Source organism: Mucilaginibacter sp. SG564, from assembly GCF_013149275.1.
Taxonomy (GTDB): domain Bacteria; phylum Bacteroidota; class Bacteroidia; order Sphingobacteriales; family Sphingobacteriaceae; genus Mucilaginibacter.
This window is the reverse complement of the sequence record NZ_JABGNA010000011.1, coordinates 64616-79206: the sequence shown is the minus strand read 5'-3', so window position 1 is coordinate 79206 and position 14591 is coordinate 64616. Positions and strand designations below refer to the sequence as shown.

Annotated in this window: 11 protein-coding genes; 7 read left to right on the top strand and 4 right to left on the bottom strand. The window is 42.9% G+C overall.

The window, feature by feature from the left end:
- Positions 1-28 precede the first annotated feature (28 nt).
- The gene (locus FHW89_RS22780) at positions 29-388 is read right to left on the bottom strand and encodes a helix-turn-helix domain-containing protein (RefSeq protein ID WP_172337359.1); all 360 of its coding nucleotides are present in this window, start codon (positions 386-388) and stop codon (positions 29-31) included.
- Positions 389-498: 110 nt separating this feature from the next.
- Between FHW89_RS22780 and FHW89_RS22775 the strand changes: the two genes are divergently transcribed.
- The gene (locus FHW89_RS22775; protein WP_172337358.1) at positions 499-1095 is read left to right on the top strand and encodes a short chain dehydrogenase; all 597 of its coding nucleotides are present in this window, start codon (positions 499-501) and stop codon (positions 1093-1095) included.
- 253 nt (positions 1096-1348) lie between these two features.
- Here the strand turns inward: FHW89_RS22775 and FHW89_RS22770 are convergent, their stop codons facing one another.
- Together FHW89_RS22770 and FHW89_RS29215 are read right to left on the bottom strand one after the other, a co-directional pair.
- Complete coding sequence (locus tag FHW89_RS22770) at positions 1349-2983, bottom strand: ATP-binding cassette domain-containing protein (RefSeq protein ID WP_172337357.1); 1635 nt, start codon at positions 2981-2983, stop codon at positions 1349-1351.
- Between the two features lie 183 nt (positions 2984-3166).
- Positions 3167-3283 (bottom strand): hypothetical protein, encoded by a 117-nt coding sequence (locus FHW89_RS29215; protein WP_172337438.1) that lies wholly within the window; start codon positions 3281-3283, stop codon positions 3167-3169.
- A gap of 326 nt (positions 3284-3609) precedes the next feature.
- Between FHW89_RS29215 and FHW89_RS22760 the strand changes: the two genes are divergently transcribed.
- The 6 genes from FHW89_RS22760 (at position 3610) to FHW89_RS22735 (ending at position 13349) form a co-directional block, all read left to right on the top strand.
- On the top strand, positions 3610-4200 hold the full coding sequence (locus FHW89_RS22760; RefSeq protein ID WP_172337356.1) for an RNA polymerase sigma factor: 591 nt from the start codon (positions 3610-3612) through the stop codon (positions 4198-4200).
- 71 nt (positions 4201-4271) lie between these two features.
- Positions 4272-5216 (top strand): FecR family protein, encoded by a 945-nt coding sequence (locus FHW89_RS22755; protein ID WP_172337355.1) that lies wholly within the window; start codon positions 4272-4274, stop codon positions 5214-5216.
- Positions 5217-5344: 128 nt separating this feature from the next.
- Positions 5345-8737, top strand: a complete 3393-nt coding sequence (locus tag FHW89_RS22750) for a TonB-dependent receptor (protein ID WP_253952301.1) — start codon at positions 5345-5347, stop codon at positions 8735-8737.
- Positions 8738-8765: 28 nt separating this feature from the next.
- Positions 8766-10304, top strand: coding sequence for a RagB/SusD family nutrient uptake outer membrane protein (locus tag FHW89_RS22745; protein WP_172337354.1), 1539 nt, complete (start codon positions 8766-8768; stop codon positions 10302-10304).
- A gap of 72 nt (positions 10305-10376) precedes the next feature.
- Positions 10377-11426 carry a metallophosphoesterase gene (locus FHW89_RS22740; RefSeq protein WP_172337353.1) on the top strand — a complete coding sequence of 350 codons (1050 nt, stop codon included), beginning with the start codon at positions 10377-10379 and terminating at the stop codon, positions 11424-11426.
- A gap of 66 nt (positions 11427-11492) precedes the next feature.
- Positions 11493-13349 carry an FG-GAP-like repeat-containing protein gene (locus FHW89_RS22735; RefSeq protein WP_172337352.1) on the top strand — a complete coding sequence of 619 codons (1857 nt, stop codon included), beginning with the start codon at positions 11493-11495 and terminating at the stop codon, positions 13347-13349.
- A gap of 367 nt (positions 13350-13716) precedes the next feature.
- Here FHW89_RS22735 and FHW89_RS22730 read toward each other — a convergent pair whose 3' ends face one another.
- Positions 13717-14562 carry a hypothetical protein gene (locus tag FHW89_RS22730; protein ID WP_172337351.1) on the bottom strand — a complete coding sequence of 282 codons (846 nt, stop codon included), beginning with the start codon at positions 14560-14562 and terminating at the stop codon, positions 13717-13719.
- Between the last annotated feature and the right edge of the window lie 29 nt (positions 14563-14591).

Genomic DNA, 14591 nt, shown 5'->3' with positions numbered 1-14591 from the left:
AAATGTTACAGTAGTTTAGATGACTTATTTAATTTTTTTCACTGACATCGGCGACAGTCATAATATGCTCAAGGCTCCATTCAGACATCAGTGTCATGATTTGGCGCAGGGATTTGCCTTTTTGACTTAGCGAGTATTCTACACGTGGGGGAATTTCCGGATAGGCCTTGCGGTCGATAATGCCGTCTGCCTCCAGCTCTTTCAAAGTCCGCGACAAGACTTTCAATGCCATGGTTGGAATGGTTTTGTGCAATTCACCGAAGCGCATAGAGCCTTTGAGGAGCAGCCAGATGATAGGCGGTTTCCACTTGCCACCAATCACATCAATGGTTGCTGTAATAGGACATTCCTCTGCACTGTGATATTTTTGAATTTTATTTTCTTCCATACTTCAGCAATAGCTTATTTAATACCTTTTTGTCATTACTTGACAAAAAGGTAACTACTTGACAAAAGTATAGTATTAGGCTAGCTTCGTCAAATAAAAGGAAATAAACTATGAAAATTATCATCATCGGTGCCACTGGCACTATTGGAAAACATGTAGTAAAAGCGTTGGAAACCGGCAACGAGATCATAAAGGTAGGGTTGAAAAGTGGAGACCATCAGGTAGATATAAGCGACACCAGATCTATCAGAAATTTGTTCGAAAAAGTTGGCCGATTTGACGCGTTGATCAGCACGACAGGCGACGCGCATTTCGGTCCGCTTAAAGATATGGCCGATTCAGAATTCAGGATCGGACTTAACAGCAAACTGATGGGGCAGATCAACCTGGTCTTAATAGGTCAGCACTATATCAATCCAAAAGGTTCATTTACGCTAACTTCCGGCAGCTTAAGTGAAGATCCGGTCACATTTGGAGCGGCGGTAAGTGCTATTAACGGTGCCTTGGATTCATTTGTTAAAGCAGCCGCTATTGAGTTGGAAAATAACGTACGTATCAATGCGATAGGCCCGGATGTGGTAGAGGAATCACCCCAATATTTTCCATACTTTTCGGGACATATACCGGTAACTATGCGCCGGGTTGCACAGGCCTATGTTAAAAGCGTTTTGGGCGCACAAACCGGGCAGGCTTATAAAGTACTTTAAGGAAAGAGTGCTCCGCAACACGTTTAAAACAAGTATCAAATAGAGGTGTTGAATTATGTTCATAGCTTATTTATTCATAATAAGGATAATTCATGTATCCTGATCGAAAAAGAAGTAGATTTTATTGACGTAAAAAAGGAGACAACAAATATGTTGTCTCCTTAACTGCCCTGCTGATCACAGTTTACTAATTTTTTATGGAGAGCTTAAGGAAATTGGCTGCAATAACTTGAAGATCGGATTAATAGATCATTTAACTTTGTTCGATCTCTTTTAAGCTATCCATCTTTTTGTAGGCTAAAAATCCTTTGATATCCTCAAAGTGCTCGCGTACACGTTTATTACCAAACTCAAATACTTTTTTCACCAGTCCATTCAGGAAATCCCTATCGTGAGATACCAGGATCAAAGTGCCATCAAAATCCCTAAGCGCATCTTTAATAATGTCTTTGGTCTTCATGTCTAAATGGTTGGTGGGCTCATCCAGTATTAATAAATTCACGGGTTCCAACAATAACTTGATCATGGCTAAACGTGTTTTCTCTCCTCCGGAAAGTACCTTTACTTTTTTGGTGGTATCATCACCGCTGAACATAAACGCACCTAAAAGATCCTTGATCTTTACCGTGCCATCGCTTAACGGAATCTGGTCGATGGTTTCAAATACGGTTAAATTTCCATCCAGTAATGCGGCCTGGTTCTGGGCAAAATACCCGATCTTGCAATTGTAACCTACTTTCAAGCTCCCTTCAAAATCGATCTCGTTCATAATAGCTTTGATCATGGTTGACTTACCTTCACCATTTTTGCCCACAAAAGCTACCTTTTCTCCCCGTTCAATCACCATAGACGCGTTTTTGAACACGACATGGTCGCCGTATGTTTTGGTCAGGTCTTCTACCATTACCGGGTATTGCCCTGAGCGTGGTGAAGGTGGGAATTTCAACCGTAATGCCGAAGTATCTACTTCATCTATCTCGATAATTTCAAGTTTCTCAAGCATCTTTACACGCGATTGTACCTGCAAAGTTTTTGAATAAGTTCCTCTAAAGCGATCTATAAACTCCTGATTATCTGCTATGAAACGCTGCTGCTCCTCATAGGCTTTCAATTGATGCACGCGGCGGTCGGCACGCAACTGAAGATAATGAGTGTATTTGGCTTTATAATCATATATCCTGCCCATGGTAACTTCGATGGTACGGTTGGTGATGTTATCTACAAAAGCACGGTCGTGCGAGATCACCATCACTGCCTTTGCCGAGTTGATCAGAAAGTCTTCTAACCATTGTATGCTCTCGATATCCATGTGATTGGTAGGTTCATCAAGTAAAATAAGATCTGGCTTTTTTAACAAAATTTTGGCCAGCTCAATACGCATCCGCCAGCCACCCGAAAATTCAGAAGTTTGCCGGCTAAAGTCTTTACGATCAAAACCTAGCCCTTTTAGCACTTTTTCTACTTCAGCATCATAATTGGTGACTTCTACGGTATAAACTTTCTCACTCAGTTCTGATACCCGCTCAATCAGCTTCATGTAATCATCAGTTTCGTAATCGGTACGGATGTTAAGCTGTTCATTTAGCTCATCGAGCTCCTTTTGCATTTGGTTCGCCTCTTCAAATGCTTTCATCGTTTCTTCAAACACGGTAACCTTATCCTGAGTGAGCAAATGCTGTGGCAAATAGGCAATTACCGCGTCCTTAGGACCGGTTACGCTACCGGTAGTAGGTTTGGTTACATCGGCAATTATTTTGAGGATGGTAGATTTACCCGCACCATTCTTGCCCATCAGGGCTATTTTATCGTTCTCGTTTATAGAGAAGGTTACATCACTAAAGAGCGTGGTTCCGCCAAATGAAACGGAAATGTTATTTACATTTATCACAGTATGAGCTTATTGAATTAGGTGCAAAGATGGTAAACCTTAACGAGAAATAGAACTGCAAAAATTATTGTTGTAAATATTTGTTTATCAGGGTTTTATCAATATTAAAAAAAGAGACAACACATAGGTGTTGTCTCCTTAAGTGAGCTTCTGCCCGCAATTTCGAACTCTTTTATAGAGAAGTTAACGATGTAATGATTTTTTACGTAAATAATTCAATAACTCTTTTGGCCTGTCTGTTTGGATGATGGTTGCCCCATGGGCAATTAGCCAGTCCCAGCTGTCCTTAGTATTACCCAGATTTACCGCTTTATAATCATCGTACCTGGCATTGAAACATGGTCATAGCGAGTTTGATCCGTGTTGATCGATGTATGCTTATTTAATAAAATGGCCGAGTATCAGTTTTAAAATTCAACTTAGAGGCTACCGGTTTCATGTGCTCCTGGTAATCCTTAATAATTTGTTTTGCGTCCGGTTTGTCCTGGCGCATTTTGACTTTCAATCACTTGTCATAAATTCGGCCATTTAATTTTTTATACAATTTAGATCATTGTAATTTCATGAGGTAATTATTTCCTTAAAGTTCAGTTAACATTAGTAGTGTAGGTTTGCGCCACTAAGTAATGGAAACTGCTGACGCTATTTTACTCTCACGTATCCGGGAAGACGATCATTCGGCTTTTGACCAGATGTTTGAGCGTTATTGGGAGCGGTTATATCGGGCAGCCCTGTCACGGCTTGATGACGAGGCGCAGGCACAAGACCTTGTGCAGGAGATTTTTATCAAGCTCTGGCAACGCAGGCGCAGTTTATCTATTCAAACCACCCTGGAGCAATATTTATTAAGCGCCGTACGCTTTAGCGTGATCAGTCATTTCAGATCGCAAAAAGTTACGCATGTGCGCCTGGAGGATGCCTTGCAAAGGGTGGAACTGCTGGAGAACTCTATTCATGACCATGCCGGATACCTGGAGTTGGAGCAAACACTTGAACAAGCGGTTAAACATATGCCCGAAATGCTGCAAAGGGTTTATCAATTGCGCAGCGAACATCAATCGGTAAAAGCCATTGCCAGCAAACTGGGTTTGGCCGAGCAAACGGTAAAAAATTATATCTCCGAAGTACTGCGGAGACTGCGCATAGTTGTTTCCGAAAAACACCCCGAACAAAGTGCTGCTTATATAGCTCTGGTATTATTTGTGCTTTACAATTAGTTAACAAAATGTTGATGTAAATTATAAGTACCTGTATGGCTTTTTAACGACTTACTGTTGAAAACCCCAACATGGAGCTACGTAAATTTATAAAACAATTGCGCCGGTATCAGAAAGATACAACTAATGAAACCGAAAAGGCCATCATTGAAGCTTGGTATGAATCGTACAAGACCGAAAGTGAAAAGAAATCCCTGCCTAAAGAAGAACTTGAGCGTGCCAGAAATGTTATACAAGCTAACATCAGCGTATCTATTCACAAACCTGTGCCATCATTATGGTTCAACTATCGAATTGCCGCGAGCGTTTTGTTATTATGCTCTTTGTCTGCCCTGATTTACTTTCTGCGCAGGCCTATAGCCCCACCCAAGGAAATCTTTACTACTTTAAGAACACTTAACGGCGAGATCCGGAAACTAACCCTGTCCGATAGTTCGGTTATTTGGCTGAACGCGCAAAGCAGGATTCGTATCCCTTCCAATTTTGATAAAAATATACGTCAGGTTTATTTAGATGAAGGTGAGGCCTTTTTTGAGATAAAACACAATAGACATAAATCATTCAGGGTTATTACCGCTCCTTTACAAGTACAGGTCTTAGGAACCTCATTCAATATCAATGCCTATCATAGTCTGCCCCATGTAAGGGTCACTGTAGCTACTGGTAAGGTTGGAGTGAGCAAGGGAGCAAAGCTGCTGTCATTCCTCACGCCTGGGCACGAGCTTACTTATGTGACCAATAAGGGAACTTTTGAGCAGAAGGTAGTAGACGCCAGTCAGAGCCAAAGCTGGAAAGACGGCGATACCTATTTGAACCGCGTAAAATTTGAAGAGCTATCACTTGTTTTTAAAAACTTGTACGGTCTTACTTTAAAAGCAGGTAATCAACGGGTGCATGATTATCTGTTCAGTTTACGTATTAAACGCGATATGCCTGCCTCAGAAACGCTAAAACTCATCAGCGCTATACACAATGCACATTTCAGAAAGGAGGGCACTAACGTAATTATTTATTAGCCCTAATTAATAAAGAAACCGGTCCCTGTTTCAGCAGGAGCCGGCTTTAGTTTTCAGCAGGTGAAGGTTTGCCGACCCCGCCTGCCATGCTCAGCAACTATTTGACTCATTACAAAGCAATCAAAAATATGAATTTCCATACACAGTTATGCAGACAGTTTATGCGTATCTCTTTTTTACTTATTTCCATATCATTAACCATTGGCCTGGTATCGGTACGGGCCACTGAGTTAGCTGCCCAGGGTGTAAACACCCGGGTAGATATCAGCTTCGGCAAGGAGGACCTTTCTTCGGTTATCAAAAAACTGGAGCAAAAGGCCAATGTGGTATTTGCCTATGACGACGTATTTTTAAATCTCGCCGGCAAATATGTCGACGCGGCGGATTTTAAAAATGAAAGCCTGAAAAACATCCTTATGGCCCTATTCAAAGGGCAGGAGATCGGTTTTAAAGAACAGGCCGGTAACATTATACTTTACCGGCAACTTACCGGGCGGATAAGCGGTAGGGTCACAGATGAAAACGGTGAGCCCATGCCTGGCGCGTCGGTCAGTATCCTGGGCACTTCGTACGGTATGATAACCGATCTTGATGGTAAATATAACCTCAGCCTGCCCGAGGGTACTTACACGGTAGCCGTTACGTTTGTAGGCTACAACCGTGTAGAATCTGCCAATGTTAAAGTTACCGGCAACCGGGCCACGGTGTTAAATATCCGTTTGACGGCAGATAATCAGCTTAAAGAAGTTACGGTAAGTTACGGTAAACAACGCGCCCGCGAGGTTACAGGTTCAATAGCACAGCTTAGTGCCGCGCCATTGCAGGATATGCCGGTAATACAGTTTGCGCAACAATTGGAGGGTAAGGTAGCTGGTGTATCGGTTGTGCAAAGCAGTGGTCAGCCGGGCAGAGGGATAGATTTCCGTATTCGTGGTGCTGCATCTTTTTTTACAGATAACCAGCCTCTTTTTGTAATTGATGGGATGCCTATAACAGGTAGTATCAACAATATTAATCCCGATGAGATTGAGAGTTTTAGTATCCTGAAAGATGCGTCTGCTACGGCTTTGTACGGTTCAAGGGCTTCTAACGGAGTGATACTCATAACTACACGTCACGCTAAACCCGGTACGGGTACCTCGGTAGAATTTAATGCCAACTACGGTGTGCAATCTATCCCAGGCAATAAGGTGCCTAAAGTGATGAATGCCGAGCAGTTTGCTGAGTTTATGAGAGAGCGGGCAGAGGATGGTTTGTTATATGAAAAAAATTACACCATCGCCAAAGACTATAAAGCCGCTTACCTTGATGTCGACCCTTCAAGCTATGGTACCGGAACCAACTGGTATAAACTGCTTACGCGCACCGCGCCTATTCAGAATTACGATGTAACCATACAGTCGGCAACAGAAAAATCATCTTCCACTGCTATAGTAAGTTACCAGGATCAGCAAGGTGTTTTAATTAACACGGGGACACGTTTATTTTCTGCACGTTTCAATAAAGATCTGTCTGTAGCCAATGGCAGACTAAAAATGGGAGTTAATTTGGCGCCAAGCTACCGCCTGGATCATAACAACCGTTTAACAACAGATGGTGTGGGTGGCTTATTTGAGCGCATCTTCGAAGCCAGCCCGCTGATCTCTCCTTTCAATGCCGATGGATCTTATCAGCGCAATGTGAGTTCACCAGGCATGGTAGCCTATGTTAATCCATTGGCCCAGTTTAATCTTACTAATGATAATTACAAAACTACACGCATACTTGGAAATGCTTACCTCAATTATGAGGTTATCAAAGATCTGTTGTTAAAAGTAAATGTAGGCGTTGATAAGGGTGGCGAAACACGTAACTATTATCAGTCGGGTATTGTAACTTCTACAGCTAATAACCCAACCGGTACCAGCAGCTCGGTCGATAATGGTTCATATACAGCAGAGGGTTATCTGAACTATACTAAAACTTTTCATCAGGATCATCATTTCGAAATATTAGGAGGATATTCTGTTCAAAAGTATTCATCAACATCAAATACGCTAACCGGCCTGGGGTTCCCGAACGATGATATCCCGTACCTGACCGCGGCCACCAGCGTAACCGGTAATAGCTCCTACACCGCTTATTCATTATTGTCGGTTATCGGACGTATTAACTATAATTATAAAGGCAAGTACCTGCTGCAGGGAGCATTCCGTAACGATGGATCTTCGCGTTTTGGTGCAAATTCCCGGTACGGTAATTTTCCTTCTGTATCGGCTGGCTGGGTAGTAAGCGACGAGAAATTTATGGAACGTTTAAAAGCCGTTGACCTGTTTAAAATTCGCGCCAGTTATGGTGTAACAGGTAATAACTTCTTTTCGAGTAATTATGTAGCACAATCTACTACTTCAAATTACTATTACAATTACAACAATACCATTACACAGGGTACTACGCTTAGTAATTTAGGTAATCCTAATTTGCAATGGGAGCGGAGTTTACAGCTTGATTTAGGGTTTGATTTGAGTTTGCTGAAAAAACGTATCAGTTTGACTTACGATTATTATCACAAAATTTCTGACCACCTGATACAAGCCAGGCCATTGCCAACTTCATCGGGTTATACAACAGTTTATGATAACGTAGGTAAGCTGGCATTCTGGGGGCATGAAATTACCATCAACACAGTTAATATTAATAAACACGATTTGAAGTGGAATAGCTCTTTCAATATTTCATTCGATCGTAACATCATCAAGAGTCTGGTATCGCCAGGTTACATCCGCCGAAATAATACCGTAACCTCCGATTATTTCCGCCAGCAGGTTGGCCACCACTTGGGTGAGTTTTACGGCTTTGTTTTTGAAGGTTTGTATAAAGACGCGGCCGATCTCGCCAACTCTCCAAAATACCTGGCTACAACTACTTCGCCTAATGGTTCATCAGATATAGGAACTATTAAGGTTAAAGACATTAATGGCGACGGTGTGATTGATGACGTGAACGACCGCACCTTTATCGGCGACCCTACGCCAACGTTTACAGGCGGTTTTACCAATAATTTTGTCTATAAAAGGTTCGACCTTAATATCCATACATCATTTTCCGTAGGAGGGAAAATCCTGAATGCAGCAAAATGGGCTTATCAAACCAATATGGATGGTTCGCGCGTGCCACTGGCCGCCGCGCTTGATCACTGGCGTTCTGTTGACGACCCCGGGTCGGGTATTTATCCGCGCACTAAAACAGGTACTACAGCAATCGGCCGTGAAGTAAACTCCCAATGGATTGAAAATGGCTCGTATTTCGCCATCAAAAACATTTCGCTAGGTTATACCATACCGTTTAAAAATAATATCGCCTTCAAAGCTCTTCGTGTTTATGCTTCGGTACAACAGGCATTTGTATTTACCGGTTACTCGGGCATGAACCCGGAGATTAACCTGAGCGGGCAGGATCCAACCCAGGGTATTGGTGTTGATGAAAATGCGTACCCCATCCCAAGGACTTTCTCATTAGGTGTTTCAGCCTCCATAAAATAAATCGAAAGCAAAGCTTAAAAAGAGCACAATGAAAAAAATATATATTTTGATGGGGCTATTCTTACTAACAGCGGCCTCATGTAAAAAAAGCTTTATTGATTTAGCGCCCCAGTCATCATACAGCGATCAAAACTATTATAAAACCGATGCACAGTTTGGGCAGGCAGTTACAGCGGCTTACGCAGGTTTGCGAGACGTAGTAACAACAGATTACCTGTTTTCTGAAATGCGCTCAGATAACACCATTTATCAGTCGTTTTTAAATAACCGGGGTACAGCGTATACCGATCGTGAAAAATTGTCTGATTTCATGGATGCTTCAACCGATAGTTATACCGCTACAGAATGGCAAAACGCGTATCTGGTAATATCCCGGGCAAATATTGTGATCTCGAGACTTAAAACGGCATCGGGTATTGCTGATGCCTCTGTGAAAAGTTATGACGGGCAAAGTAAATTTCTGCGTGCGCTGATGTACTTTAAACTGGTGAGACTGTTTGGCGGCGTTCCGCTTTTTGTTAAGGAAGTGACTACGCCCGATGATGCATTCCTGCCGCGCTCATCTTCTGATGATGTGTACAAGCAGATCATTGCCGATGCCACTGATGCCTTAAACGAACTGGCGCCTCCGGCAAAGTTTCCGCAAACAGGAATTGCTACCAAAGGTTCGGCAGCTGTGCTGTTGGCCGATGTTTATGTAACGTTAAAGCGTTGGGCTGATGCAGAAACACAGCTGAACACTCTATCGACCATGGGCTATGGTTTGAACACCAATTACGCCGACGCCTTTTTACCTGCTAATAAAAACAACAAAGAGTCGCTGTTTGAAGTGCAGTTTTTGGATGGAACCCTTACCGGCGCCACACCCAATCCATTGTGCTTTCATTTCCTGCCACGCAGTAAAAATACATCGTTAATTACTACGCTGGCTATTGACAATACTACTACCGGTGGCTGGAATACACCAACACAGGATCTGATCAGTAATTATGAAACCGGCGACAAGCGTCTGGATGCCTCTATCGGTATTGCCGAGGGTACGTACGATGGCAGTAACTACTTTACTTATTCCGCGGTAAAAAGCGTTGTAAATTACAGCGGAGCCCCAAGTGGAAAAACAGCGGTGCCTTATATCAAAAAATATGAGCATACACCAGCCGCCATAACCGGCTCTGCGGATGATTTTCCGATCTACCGTTATTCAGAGGCTTTACTATTACTGGCTGAGGCCCAAAACGAGCAGGGCAAATCACCGCTGGCGGCTTTAAATACAGTTAGGGCCCGTGCAGGTCTGGCTCCGGTTGCCGGTGCTGATCAGGCAACGCTGCGCAATACTATTTTGCATGAACGCCGTGTTGAGCTGGCATTCGAAAACAAGCGCTGGCACGATCTGACGCGTAGTGGTAATGCAGTTGATGTAATGAATGCTTTTGGTGTTAAGCTAAAGACCCAGATCAACTACATTTCGCCCGATTCATACATTGTTAATAGCAATAGGCTGTTATATCCTTTGCCTGAGGCTGAAATAGGCTTGAATACGTTGCTTACACAAAACCCCGGTTATTGATCTGATATTTTTTACATCCCCTCGTGCACATAGGGCAGGAGGGGATGTTATGAATCTTTAAACAAAAATATAATGCCGAATTACAGAAAGAAGTTCGCAGCCGGGTTTTGCCTTGGCCTGTTGTTACTGAATTATAATGCAAATGCCGAAAATAGTTTACCCCTGGCAGATACAGTTTTAAATACGCCCGGCCCCGACGCGGTAGTTAAACCCGGCGATTTTTGTATCGCGGTACTGCCCGATACACAATACTACCTGGCCCAGGCCCAGCTTGGTGGAACCTTTGACATGTTCAAAGCCCAGATTGACTGGATAAAAAAGAACCAGGTTAAAGAGAATATCGCTTATGTAGCACACATGGGTGATATCACCGAGCACGGCGATAATCCCGTCACCGCAAGGAGCGAATGGTACCTGGCCAAAACCGCACTTTACGGGCTGGAAAACCCGGTTAGCATACCTTATGGATTGGCTGTAGGTAATCATGACCAGTTTCCGTCGCAGTATCCGGTTAAGGGTACCACCAATGGCTATAATCAATATTTTGGTGTACAGCATTTTGAGGGCCGTTCTTACTACGGTGGTCATTATGGTAATAATAACGATAGCCACTATGACCTGTTTACGGCAGGCGGTGTTGATTTTATTGTGTTGTTTTTGGAGTTTGATGCTTTTAATGAAGACCAGGCAGGTATGTACAGTTGGGCCAACCAGATCCTGGCCAAATACGCAACCCGCAAGGCAATTGTGGTAAGCCATTCCATTTTACATTTTAACCCGGTAACCGGTTCCAATACGCCACAGGCCCCTTTTAATGCACAGGGTAAAGCCATTTATGAAAGCCTTAAAGGCAATCCCAACCTGTTTATGATGCTTTGCGGCCACGTAGGCGACAATGGCGAAGGTTATCGCTCCGAAACTTTTAATGGGCATACGGTTAAGGCTTTCCTTAACGATTATCAAAGCCGGCCAAACGGCGGGAATGGTTTAATGCGCTTGTACAAATTTTCGGTTAAGAACAATGAGTTATCGGTCAGAACATTTTCGCCTTATGCCAATACGAGTGAAACCGATGCCGACAGTCAGTTCACCGTTCCATTGTTTGATAAACCGGTAAAGTAAACCAAGCTAATTACACTATAATGTACTATATGTAAATCATCCTATCAAAATATATATCAACCTATCATGAAAAATAATAACACAAACTTTATCAATGCGGCGGCCTGCTTGTTAAGCAGCCTACTGCTTTTTTCCAGCTGCCAGAAATCACAGCTTGGCGATACAAAAACAGTAAATAATAGTAAGCTGCCGGCTATTAACGAGCTTACTGCATCGGCAACAAGTCCTGAGATCAGGGTGTTGTCCTTCAACGTGAGGCATAATGACCCTTCCGACGCGCAATCTATTACCGAGCGGCAGGGTAACATCCGCCAGATCATTGTAGATAACAATCCCGATGTTTTCGGGTTGCAGGAGTTTTCGGATAATTCATTTGAAAACTGGTTTATCCCACAGATGGCAACACTGGGTTATGGGGTGTATTTTGATGAGTCGGCCGGTATGGGCACACCCAAAGTTATTTTTTATAAAACCAATCGTTTTACGCTGGAAAGCAGCGGTACTGTTGTACTTGGGCCAACCAATACCGGTACCTGGGCCAAATTGTTGGATAATTCAACAGGCCTCAGATATTTTGTAAGTAACAGTCACTGGCAGTTTGATTCGCAGCCAGTGAGGTTACAAAACTCTCAGGCGCTGGTGGCAGCCGTTAAGCAATACAATACTGAAAACCTGCCTGAAATTGTTTTTGGTGATTTTAACGCGAAGCCCAGTACCGAAGAGATCAACAACCTGAAGGATGGCCTGGATGTAGTGGATGCCCTTGGCGATACCGATGGCGACCTTACCTTTCACGGCTGGACAGATACTGGTACGGGTAAGATAGACTGGATGATGAGCGACCGGAGTATGTCTTTCACTTCATGGAAAGTAATTACCACCAGTTATAACGGTTTCTGGCCTTCAGATCACTGGCCGGTAATGGCAAACTTTGTGCCTGGTATTTTTGGCGGCGCCCATGCCGATGCCAACGGAAAAAGTGCGAATGCCAATACTAAATTCTCGTTTGCCGATATCAACGGCGACGGTAAAGCTGATAAAGTATACTGGAATGCTACCTATGATAGCGGCCGTCCGCAGATATTCCTGTCCAATGGTGATGGCACCTTTGCTGTGACAGCTGTGGTTCATACTGCTGGCGCTTCTACATCAACCACTACCCGTTACTATTACGCCGATGTGAACGGCGACGGCAAGGCGGATGAGATACTTTGGGATCCAACCTTAAACTCGGGGCATACACGTGTTTATTTGGCTACTACCAATGGTAATTTTAGCTCAACCGTGATCGACAACCCGGAAGGAACGAGTGCGGGTACTACCACCATTTATAACTTTGCCGATGTAAACGGCGATGGCAAGGCCGACAAGATCTATTGGAACGGTACGTTTGATTCGGGGCATACCCGGGTTTATCTGGCTACCTCAAACGGTAATTTCAGCGGTACGGTTGTGTCTGGTACCGAAGGTGCAAGCACTACAAGTGGCTCGGTATTTTATTATGCCGATGTGAACGGCGATGGAAAGGCAGATAAGATACTTTGGCAACCAACACTCAACTCAGGTAAACCATCAGTTTTCCTGTCAGATGGCGCCGGTACATTTACTGCCTCAACCTCATTCACCGATGCCGGTGCTTCAAGTGTTTCGGCAGCGACCGTATTTTATTTTACCGATGTAAATGGCGATGGCCGCGCCGATAAGATCTACTGGAACCCTGGTAATTATTTAGGTAAGCTCAAGATTTATTATGCTACCACTGCTAATACATTTGATGGGCCATATTATTCATTGCGGGGTACTTCACAAAGCGGGGATACTGATTTCTTTTTTGCTGATATTAACGGAGATGGAAAGAATGACCAGATCCGGTGGAACTACGCAGAAAACGGTGGCGAATTAAGAAATTATTTTGCAAAATAATTTCCCTGCTATCATGTTTTGAGCGTATTGAAAGCATGTGTTGGAAGAAAAGGAAATTCGCTTGACGAATGTTAAGAATTTAGATAAAGGTATAAGGCCTTGCCGGAAAATTTCGAACTCTTTTTGCGGCGATCTAAAGTTCTGGCTATCTTTTCTTATGCCCATAAAAGGATATGCCCATAACGGAATATTTCTTTCAGTGGCCTTCAGATCGCAATTTTCGAACCCTTTTACAGAAGATTTGAGGAAGTTAGCTTTGATGGTAGTATAGTTCGAACAATACAGGATCGATTTCCCGGGAATGGACCACTGATGGGTTACATCATTAAAACCAGGTAAGATTCTAATATATTTGAGAGATATAGACCTATGTTTTTAAGCTCCACTCAAAAGTAAAACCAGTAGTTATAGCTAAAATAATAGCTTCCAGGGTAAATTGTCCCTCGCTTGCCAGATTTACTATAAGATTGTCTTTGCCTAACATTGCGTAAAATACCGGCATAAACAATTGATTTTTTATAGCTAATATAATTAAAGTGAACAACAAATACTTTAGCCATCTTGCTGGTGAAAGTTTATCCCAAGTTAAGATAGCTATTATCACACAGGCCATAACAGGTTCAACAAAACTGATATATGAAGGAATGAGCACTTCAGGACCATAGGGCAATTTACACCATTCGTTTGTAGGAGCAAGGTGTGCGATCGAGTTCGTTACCGGCTTCCAGACTGCGGTAGTTAATGGACTCGCAACGAACATGAAAATAGCGGCTATGGCAGCTGCAGCCAAAAATTTAAGAAAGAAATTATTTAGCCTAGGAGCAGAGAAAGCTATTAATCCACACATTATAGCGATCGCCAGTAACTTTGGAATGTTGCTTATTAACATAAAGCCTATAGAATTGCTACAATAACCGTTCATGAATGGCCCTCTAAAGAGACTTTCTGTTAACATAGCATCTATAATAACCAGGAAAGCCCACTTTTTGGCAATAACTCCTCCAACTTTCTTCTCCGCTAATTGCCAAAAAAAGATCAAACCCAGGACTGAAACCACGCGAGTGAAGAATTTGTAAGGTGTGGTAATAACTGTAAAATCAGGGAAGGCTACATTCATCTCTTGGAGCATTACAACATGAATACTTAGCGAAAGCACCAGGCTAACGATAACTCCTATGCTAAATTTCAACCAGTTAATATTGTATTGTTGCATAAATTATTATAATGTTCAGGAAGGTTTCG

Bases quoted from the DNA above. Each gene is read 5' to 3' on its own strand.
- FHW89_RS22760 (WP_172337356.1), top strand. From the start codon at position 3,610: ATGGAAACTGCTGACGCTATTTTACTCTCACGTATCCGGGAAGACGAT.
- FHW89_RS22780 (WP_172337359.1), bottom strand. From the start codon at position 388: ATGGAAGAAAATAAAATTCAAAAATATCACAGTGCAGAGGAATGTCCT.
- FHW89_RS22750 (WP_253952301.1), top strand. From the start codon at position 5,345: ATGAATTTCCATACACAGTTATGCAGACAGTTTATGCGTATCTCTTTT.
- FHW89_RS22755 (WP_172337355.1), top strand. From the start codon at position 4,272: ATGGAGCTACGTAAATTTATAAAACAATTGCGCCGGTATCAGAAAGAT.
- FHW89_RS22745 (WP_172337354.1), top strand. From the start codon at position 8,766: ATGAAAAAAATATATATTTTGATGGGGCTATTCTTACTAACAGCGGCC.
- FHW89_RS22740 (WP_172337353.1), top strand. From the start codon at position 10,377: ATGCCGAATTACAGAAAGAAGTTCGCAGCCGGGTTTTGCCTTGGCCTG.
- FHW89_RS22735 (WP_172337352.1), top strand. From the start codon at position 11,493: ATGAAAAATAATAACACAAACTTTATCAATGCGGCGGCCTGCTTGTTA.
- FHW89_RS22730 (WP_172337351.1), bottom strand. From the start codon at position 14,562: ATGCAACAATACAATATTAACTGGTTGAAATTTAGCATAGGAGTTATC.
- FHW89_RS22775 (WP_172337358.1), top strand. From the start codon at position 499: ATGAAAATTATCATCATCGGTGCCACTGGCACTATTGGAAAACATGTA.